Below are 21,372 nucleotides of genomic sequence, written 5' to 3'. Positions count from 1 at the left end.
ACAGCAAGATTAGATAAGAGTAAAGTAACTATGGATTCTCTACAATTAGCGCAGAACAATATTGTAAGCCCAAGAAAAATATCACATTTTTCTAATGACGCTAAACTTAATGCTGTTCAGAAGCTGAGTATTCTTGAGTCTTTGCAAGAAAGCTTACAGTTAGATGAGTTACTGCAAAACTTTGCCGCTATGGCAACGAATTACGTTGAGTTTTCCGCCATGCGTTTGGTTAGTGATAGCCTGCAAACCGAAGTGAGCTTATTTGAAGGCCAGCGCTACTACCGTAGTTTTAACCTCAACAATCAAAGCCAACCCTTAGCGATTGTTACCTTTACCCGCGATACGCCGTTTCAGCGTAATGAAATTCATCAACTCCGCCAGCTAACGCAACTGCTGCAGGCTCCATTAAAACATGCCCTGCAGATAGCGCGATTACAAGAACGGGTGCGTAATGACTACTTAACCGGTATCGGTAATCGAGCCCATTTCGATGAATCCTTGCATACGTCTATAGAACAGCAAACCCGTCAAAGCCAGCAGCAAGGTGGCTTAGTACTTATGCTGTTAGACTTGAACAAGTTTAAGCAAGTGAATGATTCGCTTGGCCATCCGGTTGGCGATCAAGTATTAATTAGCTTTGCCAAAGTACTCGAGTCGGTAATTAGAAGCGGCGATCAAGCCTTTAGAGTAGGTGGTGATGAGTTTGCCATGTTACTCCGCCCGGCCACCGAGTACTCTGCGCAAAAAGTGATTAAACGCTTACACACCAAACTAGAAGAGTCGCCACTACTGGCTCAATACGATATTTCAGCAAGTATTGGGGTAAGCGAATGGACACCTGGCAGCAATAGCGAAAGCCTAATCCAAAGCGCCGACGAACAGCTTTACGCTAACAAGTCGGCAACCAGTTAAGAGCAATGCCCGTATTATTTGGGCATGCATAGTCTTTCTGAATATAAATATCAGCTATTGCCACTAACACCTCATCATAAAATACAAAAGGTAAGCGATTGCGCTGCCATGGCGGTAACTTGCATTCTTGCAATAGCTTCTTAATGCTTCTACTGCCAACGCGCCCAAACGCTTTAAACTCTTTTTGCTCTAGATGAGTTCTAAATTTAATGCTAACTTGTTGGGAACTTGAAGGCGGCAATAACTTGCCACCATTTTGCCAAGCTAATTGACTACCATTATCCAAGGTTAATATTGGTGTGCTAGCAAGCTTCCAGTTAGTCACTAAGTTTGACTCAAGCAATTCAACTTTTCTCACCAAATACAAACAAGCTTGAAAGCGGCGACACTGCCCTTCTGCTAATGTAACGGCTACCTTGGCATCTTGTTGTGCAGAGGCTTGAGTGATGATCTGCGCTAATTGCGCTTGGCTTGGGTAAGCCCAATTCATAAGCTTAAACCAGTAACGGAGCACGTTTCTTTGGCGCTTTGGCGAAAGCAGTAACAAGCTTTCGCAACACAACGTTTGCTCACGCTCAAGCGTTTGGTAATCAGACTCAGCCAGCTCTTCCAACAAATCGACTGATTCTTGTAGTAGTTGAACACTACGCTGAGTGGAAGCTAGCCATTGGGGCCAGCGTTCTGTTAGCTCTGGCAATACCTTATGCCGCAAAAAGTTACGATCAAACTCTAAAGACTGGTTGCTTGGGTCTTCTATCCAGCAGAGTTGCTGTTGCTTAGCATAGCCTTCTAACTCTGCTCGCGTTACCAATAACAAAGGCCTTAACAAGCACCCAGCAGCAAAATTACGCATTTGCGGCATAGCAGCTAAGCCTTGTAAGCCACTTCCCCGCTTTAGCGCTAGCATAAAGGTTTCGAACTGGTCGTCGGCATGGTGTCCAGTTAACAAGCAGCTATGTGCATCCATATGTTTCGCTAAGGCTTGATAACGCTTTTCTCTCGCCACCGCTTCCAAGCTAGAGCGTGCTTTTACTTCAACATCAACCATCTCAGCCACAAAGGGTAAACCCAAAGCCTCAGCTTGCTGCTGACAGCTAAGTTGCCAGCTATTTGCTTGCTCTTGCAGGCCATGGTTTACGTGCACAACTAGCAACTCTAAGTGCCGGTGAGATTTATGGTACTGGGCTGCTAAGTGCAGTAGAACGCTTGAATCTAAGCCGCCACTAAGGGCAATAACAATACGTTGAGTTGTTGAAGGAAGTGAAACTAGGGAGTGGGAAAAGCGAGATTGAAGGGACAAATTAACCTCTTAATAGGGCACTGGAGATACCAATGCCCTAGATCATTTTTAGCAATATCCGTAGGACATTAAGCGCTGATAGCGCTGCTCTAACAAGGTTTCAGTGTCTAATGCTGATAGGCTTTCTAAATCGCTCAATAGCTTAGTTTTTAGATTAAGCGCCATCGCGGCAACATCACGGTGGGCGCCACCTAATGGCTCTGGAACAATGTCATTAATTAAATCTAACTCTTTAAGGCGCTCTGAAGTAATGCCCATAGCGTCGGCTGCAACAGGTGCTTTATCAGCACTCTTCCATAAAATCGAAGCACAACCTTCTGGAGAAATCACCGAGTAAGTGCTGTACTGAAGCATGTTAACGCGGTCGCCTACACCAATTGCTAAGGCGCCGCCAGAGCCACCTTCACCAATAACGGTACAAATAGTTGGCACCTTTAAGCCAGCCATAACCAATAGGTTTTTAGCAATTGCCTCACTTTGTCCACGCTCTTCTGCGCCTACGCCTGGATATGCTCCGGGAGTATCAATGAAGGTAATGATTGGCATATTAAAACGCTCAGCCATTTCCATTAAACGAAGCGCTTTGCGGTAGCCTTCTGGTTTTGGCATACCAAAGTTACGACGGATTTTTTCTTTGGTTTCGCGACCTTTTTGCTGGCCAATAACCATTACAGGTTTGCCATCTAGACGTGCCATACCACCAACAATAGCTTCATCGTTAGCGTAAGCTCTATCACCAGCTAACTCATCAAAGTCAGTGAAAATGTGCTCGATGTAATCCAACACATAAGGGCGATTAGGATGACGCGCTAGCTGCGCAACTTGCCAAGCACCTAAGTCTGAGAATATTTTTTGGGTTAAATCGTTTTGCTTTTGTTGCAAACGAGAGATTTCTTCCTGTAAATCTACATCTACGCCAGATTCTTCATTTACAATGCACAACTCTTCAATTTGCGCTTGCAGCTCAGCAATCGGCTGCTCAAACTCTAGAAAATTCGGATTCATATAATCTTTTTCTTAATTAAATTCTAGGGTGACTTGCTGTTGTCCCAGCAGTTGGGTCAACGCCTCTATTAAATCTTCACTCGGCGTAATTCGCCAATCGGTGCCTAAGCTTAACATGCCACTGGCATTATCGCCCTCATAACTTATTGCTATTGGGCAGGTTCCCGCTCGATAAGGCTCTAATACTTCGTAAAATCTTTGCCAAAATAGTTCATCTAGCTGGTCGCGACACATTCGCAAACGCAGTTTTTTCATCCAGCGTTCACGAGCCATCGACAAATCCATGACTTCACGAGCAGTCATTTTAATGCCTCCGGAGAAATCATCAACGCTGACCTCTCCTTGAATCACCAACATGCGATCTTTTTCTAATAATTCTTGGTAGGTATCGAATGCTTCACTAAAGAACATCACATCCAAACGGGCACTGCGATCATCGAGTTGAATGATGCCCATTTTTGAGCCCCGCTTGGTAAGCATTACCCGTGTAGATAACACTAAGCCCGCTACCGTTGATGTAGTACCTCGGCCGGTGGGACGTATATCTACCAAGCGTCCCGTTGTATATTGACGAAACTCTTTTAAATAGCGATTAACTGGGTGACCGGTTAAGTATAAACCAAGGGTTTCTTTTTCCCCTTCTAACCAGACTTTTTCTGTCCAAACTGGTTCATCAATAAACTCTGGGCGTTCATCTTCTTCTTCAGCAATGATACCGAATAAGTCTTCTTGACCCCGAGCTGAAGCTTTTGCATGTTGTGAAGCGGCTTGCATAGCGGTTGGCAATGTCACCATCATTGCGGCGCGATGCGGACCCAGCTTGTCCATGGCTCCAGCCATAATCAGCTTTTCAATCACCCTTTTATTGATTTTCTTGAGGTCTAAGCGACAACAAAAATCAAACAAATCAATAAATGGTCCACTTTGTCTGGCCTCTAAAATCGCTTCAATGGGGCCTTCACCCACCCCTTTAATCGCGCCAATACCGTAAACAATTTCTTCATCGGCATTCACCGAGAACTTGAACAAGCCAGTGTTTACATCGGGCGGCACCAGCTTAAGCCCCATGTTGTTACATTCATCTACCAAAGTAACAATTTTGTCGGTGTTATCCATATCGGCCGACATCACCGCAGCCATAAAGTACGCAGGGTAATGCGCCTTCATCCATAAGGTTTGATAAGAAACTAAGGCGTAAGCAGCGGAGTGAGACTTGTTAAAACCATAGCCAGCGAACTTTTCTACCAAGTCAAAGATCTTCATGGACAGTTCGCCATCAACCCCATTCTTAATAGAGCCTTCTTCAAATACCGCCCGCTGCTTGGCCATTTCCTCAGGTTTTTTCTTACCCATAGCCCGGCGTAACATGTCAGCACCACCCAAGGTGTAACCTGCTAGAACCTGAGCAATCTGCATTACCTGTTCTTGGTAAAGAATAATACCGTAGGTCGGCTCTAGAATAGGTTGCAGGCTTTCGTGTTGCCAAGTCTCGTCAGGGTAAGAAATTGCTTCTCGACCATGTTTACGCTCGATAAAGTTATCTACCATGCCAGATTGCAACGGACCGGGACGGAACAGGGCCACCAGTGCAATCATATCTTCAAAACAGTCGGGCTTAAGACGCTTAATCAAATCCTTCATACCACGAGATTCCAACTGGAATACCGCGGTTGTTTTGCAATCTTGCAGTAATCTAAATGATTTTGGGTCAGTGGTAGAAATTGCCGCAATATCGATTGGCTGCTCACCCTTGGCTTCTAACACTGGGTTAAGCATATCCAAAGCCCATTGAATGATGGTCAGTGTACGCAAGCCTAAGAAGTCAAACTTCACTAAGCCGGCATATTCAACATCATTCTTATCAAACTGGGTAACTGGGTTTTTACCCTCTGCATCACAGTATAAGGGCGCAAAGTCGGTAATAGTGGTGGGCGAAATTACTACGCCACCGGCGTGTTTACCTGCGTTACGCGTAACCCCTTCGAGGATACGAGCCATATCGATTAACTCGCGAACTTCTTGGTCAGCATTATACAGCTCTGGCAAACGCGGTTCAGCCTCAAAGGCTTTTTCTAGGGTCATTCCCGGATCGGGTGGAATCAACTTAGAGATCCGGTCAACAAAACCAAAAGGATGACCTAATACCCGACCTACGTCACGCACTACTGCTTTAGCAGCCATAGTACCGAAGGTGATAATCTGCGATACCGCATCTCGACCATATAGCTCGGCTACGTGGTCGATTACCTCATCACGACGATCCATGCAAAAATCGACATCGAAATCGGGCATAGATACCCGCTCGGGGTTCAAAAATCGCTCGAATAGTAAGTCGAACTCAAGCGGATCTAAATCGGTAATTTTTTGCGCATAAGCTACCAACGAACCAGCACCCGAGCCCCGGCCAGGTCCAACCGGAATATTGTTATCCTTACTCCACTGAATGAACTCCATTACGATGAGGAAGTAACCAGGGAAACCCATTTGGTTAATTACATCAAGTTCAATTTGTAAACGTTCATCGTATTCCGGACGACGTTTTGCTCGCTCTTCAGGGTCGGGAAACAAAAACTCTAAGCGCTCTTCTAAACCGTCCCAAGATACTTTACAGAAGAACTCTTCAATGGGCAGGCCTTCGGTGGGAAAGTCAGGCAAGAAGTACTCACCTAAGCGCACCGTCACATTACAGCGTTTGGCGATTTCTACTGAGTTTTGCAGTGCTTCGGGAATATCTGCAAACAACTCCTGCATTTCTTGCTCGCTGCGAAGATATTGTTGCGCGCTATACTTTTTAGGTCTGCGGCTATCATCGATAGCAAAACCATCATGAATGGCAACCCGCACTTCATGAGGTTGAAACTGATCTTCTTCTAAAAAAACAACTTCGTTTGTAGCGACTACAGGCAAGCCTTTATCGCCCGCTAACGCAACGGCCATGTGCAGGTAGTTTTCTTCGTCGGGGCGGCCGGTGCGAATTAACTCTAAAAAGTAATGATTTGGGAAATACTGTTGGTAAAATGCAAGACTTCGCTCAACGATATCGTGGTTACCTTTAAGTAAAGCTTTGCCCACATCACCTTGGCGACCACCTGAGAGAACAATCACACCTTCAGCATGTTCACTCAGCCATTGCTTATCTATAACCGGCTTACCCTGCAGCTGCCCTCGCAAATAGGCCCGTGAGATGAGCATAGTGATGTTCTGATAACCTTTGTTATTAGTAGCTAATAAGGTTAATCGAAACTGGTCATCACCCAATTCATCTGACTGAACAAAAAAGTCACAACCGACAATGGGCTTAATCCCTTGGTTATGAGCTTCGCCGTAAAACTTAACTAAACCACAGAGGTTAGTTTGATCGGTTAAAGCAATGGCCGGCATGTTTAATTCGGCCGCTTTTGCAACTATGGGTTTTACTTTTTTTAAGCCATCAACCATCGAAAAGTCCGAATGGACCCGAAGGTGAATGAAAGATGGATTTGGTGTAGGTTCTGACAAAACTACAGCTCTCCTAGTACCCGCTGTACGGGTTTAAAACTGCGCCGATGCTCGGCAATAGCACCGTGTTTCTCCAACATTTCTAGGTGTAAAGCTGTTGGGTAGCCTTTATGCTTAGCAAACTGGTATTCTGGGTAAGAGGCATCTAATTCGACCATTTCTTGGTCTCTTGCCACTTTTGCGATAATTGAAGCAGCACTTATTTCGGCCACCAAACCATCACCTTTTATCACCGCTTGGCAAGGGACGCCTAATTGAGGCTCTCGGTTGCCGTCGATCAACGCAAACTCAGGTGTAACGTTCAAAGCTGCAACGGCTCTAGACATCGCCAGCATGGTTGCATGCAAAATATTCAGCTGATCTATTTCTTGAGGAGTTGCCCGACCTATCGCCCAAGCTATTGCATGCTGCTTAATCTCTTCGGCTAGCGCCAAACGTTTTTTCTCAGAGAGCTTTTTGGAATCGTTTAGTCCTGCAATTGGCTGCTTGGGGTCAAGGATAACCGCTGCAGTTACCACATCACCCACTAAAGGGCCCCGCCCTACTTCATCAACGCCAGCAAACACAGAATAACCAGAAGGATAAACAAAAGGCGTCATGACAACTCCAAAAAACGCGTATAAGGAAAACTAACTATTTATTACTTCAATAACCGCTTGCGCTGCTTTGTGGTCAGCATCACAACGGATTTGTTGGTGCAATTCAGTAAACTTATCGATGAGTTTGCTGTTATCACTTTCAAGTAGGCGACTTAACTCGGCCACAATGTTGTCGCTGGTACAGTCTTCTTGTACATATTCTTGCACAATCATTTTGTCGGCAAGTAAATTAGGCAAGGCAGCAAACTTGGCATTAACAATTAACTTTGCAATTCGATAAGTCAAAGGCTTAAAACGATAAGCCACTACCATAGGCCGTTTTACTAACATCGCTTCCAGTGTTGCCGTGCCGGATGCTAATAAAATAGCGTCTGCTGCGGTCATTACGGTGCGAGCTTGTCCGTCGATAACTTTAATATCTAGCTCTGGCGCATGCTCATTGACTAAAGCTTCAAATTGTTCTCGGCGGCGCTGATTAACTAAAGGAGCAACCAGCTGTAGATCTGGATACTGCTCAAGTAATTTTTTAGCTGACTCAAGGAAGACTGGTGTAAGCAAACCCACTTCCGCATTTCGACTACCAGGCAAAATTGCCAACACCTTTCTGGAGCTATCTAAGCCAAGCTGCTCGATGGCAGGCAATTTGGGGCTTTCAAGAGGAACTTGATCAGCCAAAGTGTGTCCAACAAACTCACAAGGTACTTCGAAGCGATCATAAAAGGCTTTTTCAAATGGCAAGAAAACCAGAATTTTATTGCAGCCCTCTTTAATTTTGAAAACTCGCTTTTGTTTCCATGCCCAAACGGAGGGGCTAACGTAATGAACAGTTTTAACACCTTTAGCGTGCAGTTTATGTTCTACGCCTAAGTTAAAATCTGGAGCATCAATGCCTATGTAAATGTCTGGTGGAGATTGAATATATTGTTGGAGCAGTTGTTTGCGGATTTTGAGTATACGCGGTAAACGCCCTAGCACTTCCACTAGCCCCATTACCGACAGCTCTTCCATATCAAACAAGGCCTCACAGCCTTGCTCTTGCATTAGTGCTCCAGCTATGCCGGAAAAGCGCGCATTGGGATATTGTTGTTTAAGTGCAGAAATTAAACCGGCACCTAAAATATCGCCGGAGACTTCCCCGGCGACTATAGCGATATGCAAATCCGCCTGAGCCATTAGCGAACAATGCCTCGACCATTTTCTTTTAGAAAATCGGCGAACAACTTAACCTCTGGGTATTGCTCAGCAGATAACTCTATCTGGTTTAGGGCTTCCTCTAAAGTATTGCCACTACGGTAAAGCGTTTTGTAAGCTTGGCGAATCGCCTTAATAGCATCCTTACTAAAACCTCTACGCAATAAACCCTCAGTATTAACTGCTACTGGGCGAGCATAGTTACCTACAGCCATCACATAGGGAGGAACATCTTTGTTAACAGCTGCGCAGCCACCTACAAAGGCGTAAGAGCCAACTTTACCAAACTGATGAATCGCTGCTTGACCGCCAAAAATAACGTTATCACCAATAGTGACGTGACCAGCTAAAGTTGCGTTGTTAGCAAAAATACAGCCATTACCCACAACACAATCGTGAGCAACGTGGGCATTAATCATAAATAAGCAGTTGCTGCCAATCTTAGTAATGCTTTGGTCTTGGGTAGTGCCTCGGTGAATCGTCACACTCTCGCGGATAGTGTTGTTATCGCCAATTTCTAAATAGGTTTCTTCACCGGCATATTTTAAGTCTTGGCAGTCTTCACCTACCGAGGCAAATTGGAAAATGCGGTTATTATTGCCAATTTTAGAGTGGCCTTTAATCACTACATGTGAAGCGATTTGACAGTTCTCACCAATCTCAACGTCACCGCGAATAATGGTAAAAGCACCAACAGTAGTGTTGGCACCAATTTTTACATTACCTTCGATGATGGCGCTTGGATGTATACTTGCAGTGCTATCTATCATATTCAGCTCCACTTATTTGTAGGCCCTACGTGCACACATGATTTCGCCGCTACAAACCACTTCGCCTTCTACCTTGGCAACACAGTTAAATTTACCGATGCCGCGACGGTCGCGTAATAATTCAACTTCGAGGTGCAATACATCGCCAGGGCCAACCGGCTTCTTAAAGCGCGCATTATCGATACCCGCGAAATAGTAAAGCTCGTTATCGGCTGGCTTAGTGGTAGATTTAAACGCCAATATCCCGGTACATTGAGCCAGCGCTTCAAGAATTAATACGCCTGGAAAAACGGGTTGTTGCGGAAAGTGACCAGTAAAAAACGGTTCGTTAAAAGTTACGTTTTTAATGGCGTGTAGGGTTTTACCTTCTTCAAAATCCAATACCCGGTCTACCAACAAAAATGGGTAACGGTGGGGCAAAAGCTCCATGATATCTTGAATTTCTAAGCGGTTAAGTTGTTTAGTCAAAATCTGTTCCTAGTTTAGTCAGCTTCAGCGCTGTTCTTGCGCTCTAAGCTTACAATGCGTTTATGCATCTCATCTATTTGAGATAGGCGAGCCATTGATTTTCGCCACTGACGATTCGCTTGGGTTGGCATGCCTGAAGAATAAGTGCCTGGTTCACTAATTGATTTAGTGACCATAGAGTAACCGGTGATAGTCACTTGGTCGCATATATCGATATGGCCGTTAATGCCAACACCACCACCAATAATGCAATAACGGCCAATATTAGTGCTACCGGCAATCCCAGTAGTACCTGCAATGGCAGTTCCGGTGCCAATCGTTACATTGTGAGCGATATGCACTTGATTATCGATAATCACGTTTGACGCAATCTCGGTATTGTCTAACGCGCCTCGGTCGATGGAGACCGAAGCGCCAATTTCAACTTTATCGCCAATAATCACCGTGCCCAATTGCGGAATTTTTACCCATTGGCCTTGCTTATTGGCATAGCCAAAACCGTCACAACCAACCACAGTGTTGCTTTGAATTAAACACTGCTGGCCAATTTGAACTTCATGGTAGATGCTGCAATTGGCCCATAATTTTGTCTCTGCACCAATAATTGCATTTTTACCAACAAAGCAACCCGCTCCAATTTGTACGTTATCGCCTAAAACAGCACCGCTTTCAATAACTGCATTAGCGCCAATAGATACATTGTTACCAATTTTCGTGCCATCTTCGATAATAGCGGATGGATGAATACTGCTTGCGCTAGCTGGGGTGGTATCTAGTAGCTGCGCCAATTGGGCATAACTAACATAAGGGTCTTCACTTATCAGGATATTGCCAGAAAAAGCGTCAGCATGACTTTTAGACAAAATAAGTGCACCAGCCTTACTAGTGGCCAGCATAGGCTTATACTTTGCGTTTGTTAAAAAGCTTATCTCTTGCGCCCCTGCTTTTTCAAAGGGGGCAATATTTGAAATAACTAGCTCGGGATCACCATCAAGGGTAAGCCCGAGTTGCTCAGCGATTTGGCCAAGGCTTAGTGTCATATTTACTTACTCTTACTCACTTGTTGAACAACCTGCTTGGTAATATCCAAAGAGTCAGATGCATACGCTGTTGCATCTAAAGGTAATACTAAATCGTAGCCCTGTGCTTTAGATACTTCAACAATTGCGTCTTGAACTTTAATCATCAATTTTTGTTGCTCTTCAGCGCCGCGACGGCGTTGGTCTTCCTCTAAGTTTTTACGCTTAAGTTTGTATTCAGCCTGCATAGTTTCAAGCTGACGGGTAATCTTGGTTACTTCCTGCTGACCTAGCAGCTCGCCATCCTTCTCACGTTTATCATAAAGACGTTGCATTTCAGCTTCCAAGCCACGAACTTCTTGCACACGCACTTCAAACTCGTCTTTTAGCGTTTTTTGTAACGTGTCACGCTGAGGTAATTGTTGAAAAACTTCAGCGATATTAATCACAGCAATTTTAGTTTCTGCTAGCGCACTAAAACTCGGGGTTACGATAGTTGCAGCTAGGGCAACAGCAGCAATTAGTTTTTTCAAAAGATTTACTCCTAAAATCAAAAGTTAAAAAGTTTGGCCAATGTTAAATGAGAAGGCTTCAGATCGATCCCCTTCATAACTCTTAATTGGCTTAGCAAATGAGAATACCAGTGGTCCCATAGGAGAGAACCATTGAATAGACACACCTACTGAGGCTCGAATTCGGTCCGGTGATGAATAATCACCAAAACGGTCACAATACCTAATACATTGCATTTGACTATAACGTTCATAATCAAACTCGGTATCCCAAACAGTACCAAAATCTAAAAATGCAGTGGTACGAACTTGACGAATATAAGCTTCGTCAAGAAATGGAGTTGGGAAGATGAGCTCAGCTGAACCTACCGCCAAAGCGTTACCGCCCACTGAGTCATCAGACGCGGTAACATACGAACTACCATTATTATCTACTAAATAAAGCGCACGTGGGCCGACGGTATTTGAACGGAAACCACGTAAGGTAGAATAACCACCGGCATAAAAGTTTTCGAAGAAAGGTAAAATTTGGTCGTTACCCTCGATCTGTCCATAACCATTACCGTAGCCAACCTTACCACGCACCGCAAACGCCCAGTCGTGGTTAGTAGTAATAGGGAAGAAATGACGAGTATCAAAGCTCATTTTAAAATACTGAACATCTGAACCTGGAATGGTTATCTTAGTATCGAATTTCTGTGAAGAACCCGCTGTAGGCATAGAGCCGTTATTTAGGGTATTGCGACTCCAACCCAAGGTTGTATCCAAGGACCCAAAGGTTAGAGAACCATCATCATTTCGGTGGGGAGCATAAATATCCCAAAACTGTTGGATCTGCGCATAAGCATTTAACTGCGAAATCTTGTTTTGCTCTAGGCCTAAGCTAACGCTCAAACGGTTGTATTCGTTAACAGGGAAACCAAGAGTACCGCGTAAACCAATTGTTTCGTTGTTATAGTCTACAATATCGGCTTTTGAAGCTTCAAAGTCGGTGTAGTAGAAACGGCCGCCAAAACTTACCCCGTCTTTTGTAAAGTAAGGGTCAGTAAAGTTAACATCAAAATTCTTAGAATATTTGTTAGTACTTACATTAATACCTGCTCGGTTACCGGTGCCCAAGAAGTTGTCTTGCTGTACACCAGCGGACAGACTTAAGCCTGATTCGGTACCAAAGCCCACACCGGCATTAAACGACCCCGAAGGTTGCTCTTTAACAGTAAAATTGACATCCACTTGGTCATCAGAGCCCGGAATTTTCACTGTCTCTACATCAACCGTTTCAAAGAAGCCCAAACGGCTTAAGCGGGCTCTTGATTGCTCAACTAAGCGGCTTGATAACCAAGTACCTTCCATTTGGCGCATCTCTCGACGCAGCACTTCGTCTTTGGTGATAGTGTTGCCGCTCACGTTGATTCGACGAACGTAAACTCGATTACCAGGATCTATATTGATGTTAAGAACTACGGTTTTATCTTCATCATTAATTACTGGGAAAACATTAACTTGAGGATAAGCGTAACCATAGCGACCCAAGAATTTAGACAGTAATTCTTCAGTTTTAGTGACTTCAGCACCGCTATAAGTATCACCTTGATTAATGCTCACTAAGCCATTTAACTCAGCGCTCTTATCCAGCAAGTTACCCGCTAACTCGACTTTCTCTACTGTGTAGATCTCACCTTCATCAACGTTAATGGTGATGTAAATACCTTTCTTATCGGGCGTTAAAGCAACTTGAGTGGAATCAACTTTAAAGCGGATATAACCGCGATCATAGTAAAAGCTATTAATGGTTTCCAAGTCACCGGCTAGCTTTTGTTTTTGATACTTTTGGTCGGCAAGTACATTCCACCAAGGGGCACTATCGGTGAGCGTCATACGTTTAATTAGCTCACCAGATGAAAACTTTTGGTTACCGATAATGTTAATTTGTTCAATTTCTGCAGACAAACCTTCTTGGAAATTAAACTTCAAATCAACTCGATTGCGCGGCAAGGGCGTTACAATCGCTTTAACCCGCGCACTGTACTTACCCACGCTGTAATAGAAGTCTTCAAGACTTTTTTCAATATTACGAAGATTAGTTTTATCTAAGGGCTCGCCTATTTTGATGCCCGATGAACGTAAAGACTCCTCGAGTTGTTCGGTCTTGATGTCTTTATTGCCAGAGTACTCGATATTGCTAACGGTAGGCCTTTCAAGAACTTTGAATACCAATGCATCGCCGTCGCGGAAAACTTGAACGTCTTCGAAGTTGCCACTGCGATACAAGCGCTTAATGCTGTCACTAACTTGAGAACTGTCTACCTCATCGCCAATACGTAAAGGTATTTGCAATAACGCGGCACCCAGCGATACCCGTTGTAATCCCTCGATCCGAATATCTGCAACAGTAAACGCCGAATTTCCAGCGGCGAGAGTCGTTCCGGAGATGCAGGCTAGTAAAAGTCCAACAACCAACTGCTTTTTGAACATAAGAAAAAAGAACGTCCTATTTAATTGTTATAAGCGCATAAAATCATTAAAAATAGCAAGACTCATCAAAGCCATCACTAACACTGCACCAATCCTAAATCCAATTTCCTGCACACGCTCTGACACGGGTTTACCAGTTATGCCCTCAATGGCAAAAAATACTAGGTGGCCACCATCTAGCACTGGCAAGGGAAACAAATTAATAATGCCTAAGTTAATACTCACCAAGGCAACAAAACCTAAAAAATAAACCAAGCCGTAGTCGGCGGTAGCTCCAGCACCTTTAGCGATAGATATTGGACCGCTAAGGTTATCTAATGAAACCACGCCTGTCACCAATTTACCGATCATAGATACGGTCAATTTGCTTAAATGCCAAGTTCGTTCGAGAGATTTGCCAAACGCATCAAAAAAACCGTAATGCAAATCAATTCTATACTTTTCTGGGAACTCAGATACTTCAGGTGCTAAACCCACATAGCCGCTTTCTTTCCCTTGGTATTCTCTGGCCTCAGGAGTCATGGTTAGCTGTACTTGGCTACCAGCACGCTCCACATCAACAACAATTGCCTGATGCGGCCTAGCTTGAACATAAGTAACAAAATCTTGCCAAGACGCGAGATTAACGCCATCTAGTGCTACCAGCTTATCGCCTTCTAACAAACCGGCCTCTGCGGCAGGTTTACCAGCAACTACCTTTGCAACGTTCATCGAGATGCTTGGGCTGAATGGTTGTAGGCCTAAACTAATAATCGGGCTTTGCTGCTCACTGTCCAACTGCCACTGACGAATATCCAAATAAGCCATTTGAGTTTGTTGGGTTTCGGTGTCTTGCACTTCCACGGCCATCGACTCATTACCAAGCTGGCTAACCAAGGCTAAGTTAACGCTTTCCCAATCCAGCGTTTTCTGGCCGTCAATCATGATAATCTCGTGACCCGAACGAAGACCAGCTTGCTCAGCAATGCTGTTAGGTGCAACGCCACCTAGAACCGGTTTGACCGAAGGAACGCCAATAACAAACATCAGCCAGAAAGCTAATATAGCCAACAAGAAGTTAGCAATAGGACCAGCCGCGACAACCGCACTGCGCTGACCCAATGTTTTATTATTAAAGGCTTGAGAGCGAAGCTCGGCAGGCACTTCGGCAACTCGTTCATCGAGCATTTTTACGTAGCCACCAAGCGGGATCATTGCCACTACATATTCAGTACCATCTTTGGCAGTTCTACGCCAAAGCGCTTTACCAAAACCTATTGAGAAACGCTCTACTTTAACGCCACAACGACGGGCAACCCAAAAGTGGCCAAACTCATGCACCGTTACCAAAATGCCTAGGGCAATAATAAAAAAACTGGTGTTCCAAATCACTTCGTTCATGCACAGATCCTTTTAACCGCTGCATCAGCATGCATTCGCGCCCTTTGGTCGACCTCTAGTAAAACTGAAAGTTCAGTTTCGGCGCCCATATAACTCTGTTTATCCAAGCAAGTGGCGACAACTTCAGCAATCTGGGTGAATTTTATCCGCTCTGCCAAAAATGCTTCCACGGCGATTTCGTTCGCCGCATTTAAGCAGGTAGTAGCTGTTTGACTGTCGTAACAGGCGTCGATAGCTAATTTCAAGCAAGGGTATTTAGCATAATCGGGTGGAATAAAGCTCAATTCGCCAATACTGAAGAAATCCAAGGCCCCTACCCCAGAGACTTGCCGTTGTGGGTATGCCATCACATGGGCGATTGGTGTAGCCATATCCGGTTGGCCCATTTGCGCCAACACGGAACCATCGCAGTATTGCACCATAGAATGAATAATGGACTGGGGATGAATGATTACGTCTATTTGATTAGGCTGAGTATTAAATAAGCGCTTAGCTTCTATATACTCTAAGCCTTTGTTCATCATGGTGGCTGAGTCTACCGAGATCTTTTGCCCCATTGACCAATTCGGATGTGCGCAAGCTTGCGCTGGGGTTACCGACGACAAGCTGGCCAACTCAGTGTATCTAAAAGGCCCACCAGAACCGGTAAGCAAAATTTTGCTTACGCCAGCCTCAGACAAATTACAATAACCAAGCTGCTGTTGGACTTGTTCCGGCATGCATTGGAATATAGCATTATGCTCACTATCGACCGGTAGAATTTGAGCTCCGCTTCTTTGCGCCGCTTCCATAAAGATAGCGCCGCTCATTACCAAAGCTTCTTTATTAGCAAGCAGCACCGTTTTGCCAGCCTCTACAGCAGCTAACGTAGGTAATAATCCAGCAGCGCCAACAATTGCAGCCATCACCAATTCAACTTCAGTCGCTTTAACCAGATCAGTAATGGCGTTGCTGCCGCTAGGTACCTCTACTGTAAGAGACTCCGCTTCAATCGCTTCACGTAATCTTTGATTACTAGGTTGGTCGGCCATTAGTGCATATTGAGGTGAGAACTCACGACAAATATCCAACATAGCGCTTAGGTTTTTGCCACCTGTCACACCAAACAAAGCAAAGCTCTCAGGATTTTCGCGGATAACTTTAAGGGTACTGCTACCAATCGATCCGGTGGCACCAAGAATAACCAATTGCTTGCTCATCAAGGGCTACATCCAGTGAAGGAAGAAAAAAGCAAATACCGGCATCGCTGCAGTCATGCTGTCGATGCGATCAAGCAGGCCGCCATGGCCAGGAAGCAAACTACCACTGTCTTTTATTCCGGCTTGACGCTTAAACATGCTTTCAACCAAATCACCCACTACCGAGGCTAAAACGGTAAATCCACTGGCTATTACCAATACCCACTCTTTGCCTTGTGGTATATCTAAAAAGATAAATGCGCCCACAGTGACCAACGCTGCAACCGCAAAGCCGCCCAGCAAACCTTCAATGGTTTTCTTGGGGCTAACATTTTTAGCCAACTTACGTTTACCAAAACGCTTACCGGCAAAGTATGCCCCGGTATCTGCGGCCCAAACTAGCAGTAATACGTAGAGCACCCAAGCACCGCCAACTGCCGGATTGTTCGGGTCTACTGAACGTAAAAAGACTAAAGACCAAAAGAATGGAAGTAGCACTACCAGCCCAACCAACAGCTTAAAAACGCTGCTGTTGTGCCAAAACGTCGCCGAATGAGGATAGCTGGAGAGCAAATACAAACTACTTAGCCACGCAGCTACAGCAAGGCCCAGCATGGAGCTAAACCAAATTGAATGTGCCAAACTGTCTAGCGGGAGTTGCCACAAGCTAAAACCAAAAACCAAAGCAAAAACGACAAAAAAGCTCAAACGCTTTGAACCTTGGTCAGACACCACTCTCGCCCACTCTCTGGCTGCTAACACCAGCACTAATGCAAACACCACCGCTAAGCCAAACAGTGGTAACATGAAAATTGCAGCTAGGGCCAAAGGCGCTAATATCAGCGCCGTTATGATTCTTTGCTTAAGCAAAATGATCCTCATTTTTTTGATTATCTATCAACAAAGCTTGTACCTGTTCCCCAGTACAACCAAAGCGACGCTCGCGGCTAACAAATGCAGCAATGGCCTCGCCAAATGCATCTTCGTCAAAATCTGGCCACAACACATCACTAAAGTAAAGCTCTGCATAAGCGGTTTGCCATAGCAAAAAGTTACTAATTCGGTGATCGCCACCGGTACGGATTAACAAATCTACATCGCCAACCGTATCACTGTCCATTAATGCCGAGATATGCTCTTCGCTAATATCTTGCGCATCTAAGTGTCCTTTTTTAACTTGCTCTGCAAGTTGTTGGCTAGCGTTTACAATGTCCCAACGACCGCCGTAATTAGCCGCAATATTTAGCACCAAACCATCGTTTGTGGCAGTTTCATTTTGAGCAATGGCAATACGCTTTTGCAGTTTTTCGCTAAAGCGAGAAGTATCACCAATTATTCTTAGTTGTACATTATTGTTTTTCAGTTTTTTAACTTCTCGTTGCAAAACTGTCAAAAACAAGTTCATTAAGCTTGACACTTCTTCTTCTGGGCGTCGCCAGTTCTCGCTGCTAAAGGCAAACAAGGTTAATGACTTTACGCCAAGTTGGGTGGCAAAACTTACAGCCCGTCTTACAGACTTCACCCCTGCTTGATGGCCAAATATGCGCAATTTACCGCGTTGCTGAGCCCAACGCCCGTTGCCATCCATAATGATGGCAACGTGCTTTGGCATAGCATCTTTCACGGCTAACTGCTGCGCTTCAGGTAAGGTCATAATTCACTACTCTTACTTACAAAAAAAAACCGTGTAACAAGACACGGCTATTTTCAATCGTTGAATCGATTAAACTTCCAGCAATTCAGCTTCTTTTGCAGCTAAGGCTTCATCAACCTGCTTAACGGCTGCATCAGTGATTTTTTGAATTTCGTCTTGTGCGCGACGATCATCATCTTCACCAATTTCTTTTTCTTTTAGTAGTTCTTTTACATCGCTGTTGGCATCACGGCGAATGTTACGAATAGCCACACGAGCTTGTTCTGCTTCCGCGCGAACAATCTTAATTAAGTCGCGGCGACGCTCTTCGGTTAGCATTGGTAATGGAATGCGAATTAGCGTACCTGCAGAAGAAGGGTTTAGGCCCAAATCTGAACTCATAATGGCTTTTTCAACTGCGCTAATGAGGCTAGCATCAAAAACGGTTACGGTTAGCGTACGCGAGTCTTCAGTTGAAACATTACCAACTTGCTTTAACGGCGTGTCTACGCCGTAATATGGCACCATAATCCCGTCTAGCAGACTTGTGTGGGCGCGGCCAGTACGAACCTTAGACATTTGAGACTTCAAAGACTCAATGCTTTTACCCATGCGTGTTTGAGCATCTTGTTTGATTTCGTTAATCACGATAACTATCCCTACTCTGTTTCTGTTTTATTTGATACGTGACAGATAGTGGTGCCTTCATCTGCGCCCATAACAACATTCTTTAAACTGCCAGGTTTGTTCATGTTAAATACACGAATTGGCAAGTTATGGTCTCGCGCTAAAGTGAAAGCAGCTAAATCCATCACTTTTAGTTCTTTGTCTAGTACTTCAGCGTAATCCAGCTCACTGTATAAAGTGGCTGCAGGGTCTTTTACAGGGTCGGCGGTAAAGACGCCATCTACTTTAGTGCCTTTAAGCACTGCTTCAGCTTCAATCTCAATGCCACGTAAACACGCTGCAGAGTCTGTTGTGAAGAAAGGATTACCCGTACCCGCTGAGAAAATAACAACTTTACCGGCTTTAAGATTGCTAATAGCATCTGCCCAGTTGTATGAATCACACACGCCATTTAGCTCAATGGCCGACATCAAGCGCGCGTTCACAAAATTTCTATGTAATGCATCACGCATAGCTAAGCCGTTCATCACGGTTGCTAGCATGCCCATGTGGTCGCCCACTACACGGTTCATACCTGCTTTTGCAAGGCCTTCGCCTCGAAACAGGTTACCACCACCAATAACTAGCCCAACTTGGATACCTAATTCTACTAACTCTTTAATTTCAAGAGCCATACGGTCCAATACTTTAGGGTCAATACCAAAACCTTCATCACCCATTAGGGCTTCACCTGAAAGTTTTAAAAGAATGCGACGATATGCAGGTTTAGGATTGGTGCTCATAGCGATGATGATCTCTCTTATCTAGAAATACAAGAAGGTTGCGGCATGATACCGCAACCTGAAGAACAACTAAAATTACTTTTTAGCTGCAGCGATTTGTGCAGCAACTTCTGCAGCAAAATCTTCTTCTTTCTTCTCAATGCCTTCGCCAACTTCTAGGCGAATGAAACCAGCAACAGAAGCACCTTTCTCTTTCAAGATAGCGCCAACAGTTTTCTTAGGCTCCATGATGAACGCTTGGCCAGTTAATGAGATTTCACCGGTGAATTTCTTCATACGGCCAGTCACCATTTTCTCGGCGATCTCAGCTGGTTTGCCTTCGTTCATAGCAATTTCGATTTGTAGCTTTTTCTCTTTTTCTACAACGTCGGCTGGTACGTCTTCAGGAGATAAAAACTCTGGCTTAGAAGCAGCAACGTGCATTGCAACGTGCTTAAGAGTTTCAACATCAGCTTCACCAGTTACAGCAACACCAATACGCTCACCGTGACGGTAAGAAGCAATTGGAGCACCGTCTAAGTACTCAACGCGACGAATTGAGATGTTTTCACCGATTTTAGCAACCAGTTGAACACGCTCTTCTTCGAAGTTTGCTTTCAAAGTTTCGATGTCAGTTTTTTCTGCAGCTGCAGCTTCAGCTACTTTTTCAGCGAACGCTGTAAAGTTGCCATCTTTAGCTACAAAGTCAGTTTGACAGTTAACTTCTAGTAGGGCTGCAAAACCAGCGCCTTCTTTAATAATAATCGCGCCGTCAGCTGCAATGTTGCCCGCTTTTTTAGCCGCTTTAGCAGCACCGCTCTTACGCATATTATCAATCGCTAACTCGATGTCACCATCAGTTTCAGTCAACGCTTTTTTACAATCCATCATGCCTGCGCCGGTACGGTCGCGCAGTTCTTTTACTAGGGCAGCAGTAATTGCCATTTGTTTGATCCTCGACTGTTTATCGGATAAAACTCAGGGGACAAGCTTGTCCCCTGCTAATCATCAAGCTTACTCAGTATAAATGCAGTTTATTGCATTTAATTACTCAGCAGCTTCCTCTACGAAACCATCTTCTTCAGCTTGTACTACGATGTCGTCTTGACGACCTTCGATAACAGTATCAGCAGCTGCGCCAAGGTACAATTTAATTGCACGGATAGCATCGTCGTTACCAGGAATGATGTAATCAACACCGTCTGGTGCAGAGTTAGTATCAACTACAGAGATAACTGGGATACCTAGGTTGTTTGCTTCGCGAATAGCGATGTGCTCGTGTTCAGCATCGATTACAAACAATACGTCTGGTAAACCGCCCATGTTTTTGATACCGCCAAGGCTTTTCTCAAGCTTTTCCATTTCGCGAGTACGCATAAGCGCCTCTTTTTTGGTTAGCTTTTCGAAAGTACCGTCTTGGCTTTGAGCTTCTAGATCTTTTAGACGCTTGATAGATTGACGTACTGTTTTCCAGTTAGTCAACATACCACCTAACCAACGGTGGTTAACGTAGAATTGATCTGAACGAAGTGCTTCAGTTTTGATGGTGTCACCAGCAGCGCGCTTAGTACCAACAAAAAGAACTTTACCTTTCTTAGATGCAACTTTCTTAAGAACAGACATTGCATCATTAAACATAGGTACAGTTTTTTCTAAGTTAATGATATGAACTTTGTTACGAGCACCAAAAATGAAAGGCTTCATTTTTGGGTTCCAGTAACGAGTTTGGTGACCAAAGTGTACGCCTGCTTGAAGCATATCGCGCATTGAAACGTTTGCCATTATAATTTCCTCAAATGGGGTTAGGCCTCCACACATCCCATTTTACCGACCAGACTAAATTGCCCAGCACCCCGGAAAACGTGACGATGTGTGTGTGTGTTTAAAATATAAATATTTAATTTATGTAAGCATCCACGCTAATTCGAAAACCAGAGTAATGACTTACGGCGCGCTTTATACCATAAATAGCCATATTGATAAAGCTAAGGCTAAACTTTTCGTTAATTTTTCTAGCTACTACAACTCCCCTCGCCCTTACGGT

At 44.4% G+C, this 21,372-nt stretch carries 19 protein-coding genes; 1 reads left to right on the top strand and 18 read right to left on the bottom strand.

The genetic code is table 11. The annotated features are described in order from the left end of the window. The first annotated feature begins 30 nt into the window (after nucleotides 1-30). Complete coding sequence (locus LQZ07_RS09900; RefSeq protein ID WP_152779236.1) at nucleotides 31-912, top strand: GGDEF domain-containing protein; 882 nt, start codon at nucleotides 31-33, stop codon at nucleotides 910-912. Here LQZ07_RS09900 and tilS read toward each other — a convergent pair. The 18 genes from tilS to rpsB form a co-directional block, all read right to left on the bottom strand. Next, nucleotides 890-2,212 carry a tRNA lysidine(34) synthetase TilS gene (gene tilS, locus LQZ07_RS09895; protein WP_152779237.1) on the bottom strand — a complete coding sequence of 441 codons (1,323 nt, stop codon included), beginning with the start codon at nucleotides 2,210-2,212 and terminating at the stop codon, nucleotides 890-892. The genes LQZ07_RS09900 and tilS overlap by 23 nt on opposite strands. A 48-nt stretch (nucleotides 2,213-2,260) precedes the next feature. Further along, on the bottom strand, nucleotides 2,261-3,217 hold the full coding sequence (gene accA / locus LQZ07_RS09890) for an acetyl-CoA carboxylase carboxyl transferase subunit alpha (RefSeq protein WP_016401170.1): 957 nt from the start codon (nucleotides 3,215-3,217) through the stop codon (nucleotides 2,261-2,263). 12 nt (nucleotides 3,218-3,229) lie between these two features. Further along, nucleotides 3,230-6,715, bottom strand: a complete 3,486-nt coding sequence (gene dnaE / locus LQZ07_RS09885; protein ID WP_152779239.1) for a DNA polymerase III subunit alpha — start codon at nucleotides 6,713-6,715, stop codon at nucleotides 3,230-3,232. A 2-nt stretch (nucleotides 6,716-6,717) separates the two neighbouring features. Continuing rightward, nucleotides 6,718-7,314, bottom strand: a complete 597-nt coding sequence (rnhB, locus tag LQZ07_RS09880; RefSeq protein ID WP_152779241.1) for a ribonuclease HII — start codon at nucleotides 7,312-7,314, stop codon at nucleotides 6,718-6,720. A 30-nt stretch (nucleotides 7,315-7,344) separates the two neighbouring features. Continuing rightward, entirely contained in the window at nucleotides 7,345-8,487 is a 1,143-nt protein-coding gene (lpxB, locus tag LQZ07_RS09875) for a lipid-A-disaccharide synthase (RefSeq protein WP_152779243.1), read from the bottom strand. Next, a complete protein-coding gene (gene lpxA / locus LQZ07_RS09870) occupies nucleotides 8,487-9,275 on the bottom strand; it encodes an acyl-ACP--UDP-N-acetylglucosamine O-acyltransferase (RefSeq protein WP_152779244.1) in 789 nt (262 codons plus the stop codon). Before lpxA ends, lpxB begins: the two co-directional genes overlap by 1 nt. Before the next feature lie 12 nt (nucleotides 9,276-9,287). Beyond that, nucleotides 9,288-9,743: a 3-hydroxyacyl-ACP dehydratase FabZ gene (fabZ, locus tag LQZ07_RS09865; protein WP_016401175.1), complete on the bottom strand. Its 456-nt coding sequence runs from the start codon at nucleotides 9,741-9,743 to the stop codon at nucleotides 9,288-9,290. Nucleotides 9,744-9,757: 14 nt separating this feature from the next. Next, the gene (gene lpxD, locus LQZ07_RS09860) at nucleotides 9,758-10,783 is read right to left on the bottom strand and encodes a UDP-3-O-(3-hydroxymyristoyl)glucosamine N-acyltransferase (RefSeq protein ID WP_152779246.1); all 1,026 of its coding nucleotides are present in this window, start codon (nucleotides 10,781-10,783) and stop codon (nucleotides 9,758-9,760) included. Between the two features lie 2 nt (nucleotides 10,784-10,785). Beyond that, a complete protein-coding gene (locus LQZ07_RS09855) occupies nucleotides 10,786-11,295 on the bottom strand; it encodes an OmpH family outer membrane protein (protein WP_016401177.1) in 510 nt (169 codons plus the stop codon). Nucleotides 11,296-11,319: 24 nt separating this feature from the next. Continuing rightward, nucleotides 11,320-13,749, bottom strand: a complete 2,430-nt coding sequence (gene bamA / locus LQZ07_RS09850) for an outer membrane protein assembly factor BamA (RefSeq protein ID WP_152779248.1) — start codon at nucleotides 13,747-13,749, stop codon at nucleotides 11,320-11,322. 27 nt (nucleotides 13,750-13,776) lie between these two features. After that, nucleotides 13,777-15,129 carry a sigma E protease regulator RseP gene (gene rseP, locus LQZ07_RS09845; protein WP_152779250.1) on the bottom strand — a complete coding sequence of 451 codons (1,353 nt, stop codon included), beginning with the start codon at nucleotides 15,127-15,129 and terminating at the stop codon, nucleotides 13,777-13,779. After that, the gene (gene ispC, locus LQZ07_RS09840; RefSeq protein ID WP_152779252.1) at nucleotides 15,126-16,328 is read right to left on the bottom strand and encodes a 1-deoxy-D-xylulose-5-phosphate reductoisomerase; all 1,203 of its coding nucleotides are present in this window, start codon (nucleotides 16,326-16,328) and stop codon (nucleotides 15,126-15,128) included. The genes rseP and ispC overlap by 4 nt, the downstream gene beginning before the upstream one ends. Before the next feature lie 6 nt (nucleotides 16,329-16,334). Further along, a complete protein-coding gene (locus LQZ07_RS09835) occupies nucleotides 16,335-17,177 on the bottom strand; it encodes a phosphatidate cytidylyltransferase (protein ID WP_152779254.1) in 843 nt (280 codons plus the stop codon). Beyond that, a complete protein-coding gene (gene uppS, locus LQZ07_RS09830; protein WP_152779256.1) occupies nucleotides 17,170-17,961 on the bottom strand; it encodes a polyprenyl diphosphate synthase in 792 nt (263 codons plus the stop codon). Before uppS ends, LQZ07_RS09835 begins: the two co-directional genes overlap by 8 nt. A 69-nt stretch (nucleotides 17,962-18,030) precedes the next feature. Continuing rightward, nucleotides 18,031-18,588: a ribosome recycling factor gene (gene frr, locus LQZ07_RS09825; RefSeq protein WP_016401183.1), complete on the bottom strand. Its 558-nt coding sequence runs from the start codon at nucleotides 18,586-18,588 to the stop codon at nucleotides 18,031-18,033. A gap of 11 nt (nucleotides 18,589-18,599) precedes the next feature. Beyond that, on the bottom strand, nucleotides 18,600-19,349 hold the full coding sequence (gene pyrH, locus LQZ07_RS09820) for a UMP kinase (protein WP_040307020.1): 750 nt from the start codon (nucleotides 19,347-19,349) through the stop codon (nucleotides 18,600-18,602). A gap of 75 nt (nucleotides 19,350-19,424) precedes the next feature. Further along, nucleotides 19,425-20,273 (bottom strand): translation elongation factor Ts, encoded by an 849-nt coding sequence (gene tsf / locus LQZ07_RS09815; RefSeq protein WP_016401185.1) that lies wholly within the window; start codon nucleotides 20,271-20,273, stop codon nucleotides 19,425-19,427. Between the two features lie 102 nt (nucleotides 20,274-20,375). Then, nucleotides 20,376-21,110 carry a 30S ribosomal protein S2 gene (gene rpsB, locus LQZ07_RS09810; protein ID WP_016401186.1) on the bottom strand — a complete coding sequence of 245 codons (735 nt, stop codon included), beginning with the start codon at nucleotides 21,108-21,110 and terminating at the stop codon, nucleotides 20,376-20,378. Between the last annotated feature and the right edge of the window lie 262 nt (nucleotides 21,111-21,372).

Source organism: Agarivorans sp. B2Z047 (assembly GCF_023373605.1).
GTDB lineage: Bacteria > Pseudomonadota > Gammaproteobacteria > Enterobacterales > Celerinatantimonadaceae > Agarivorans > Agarivorans albus.
The sequence above is the reverse complement of the archived record's forward strand: the minus strand, read 5'-3'. Positions and strand labels throughout refer to the sequence as shown.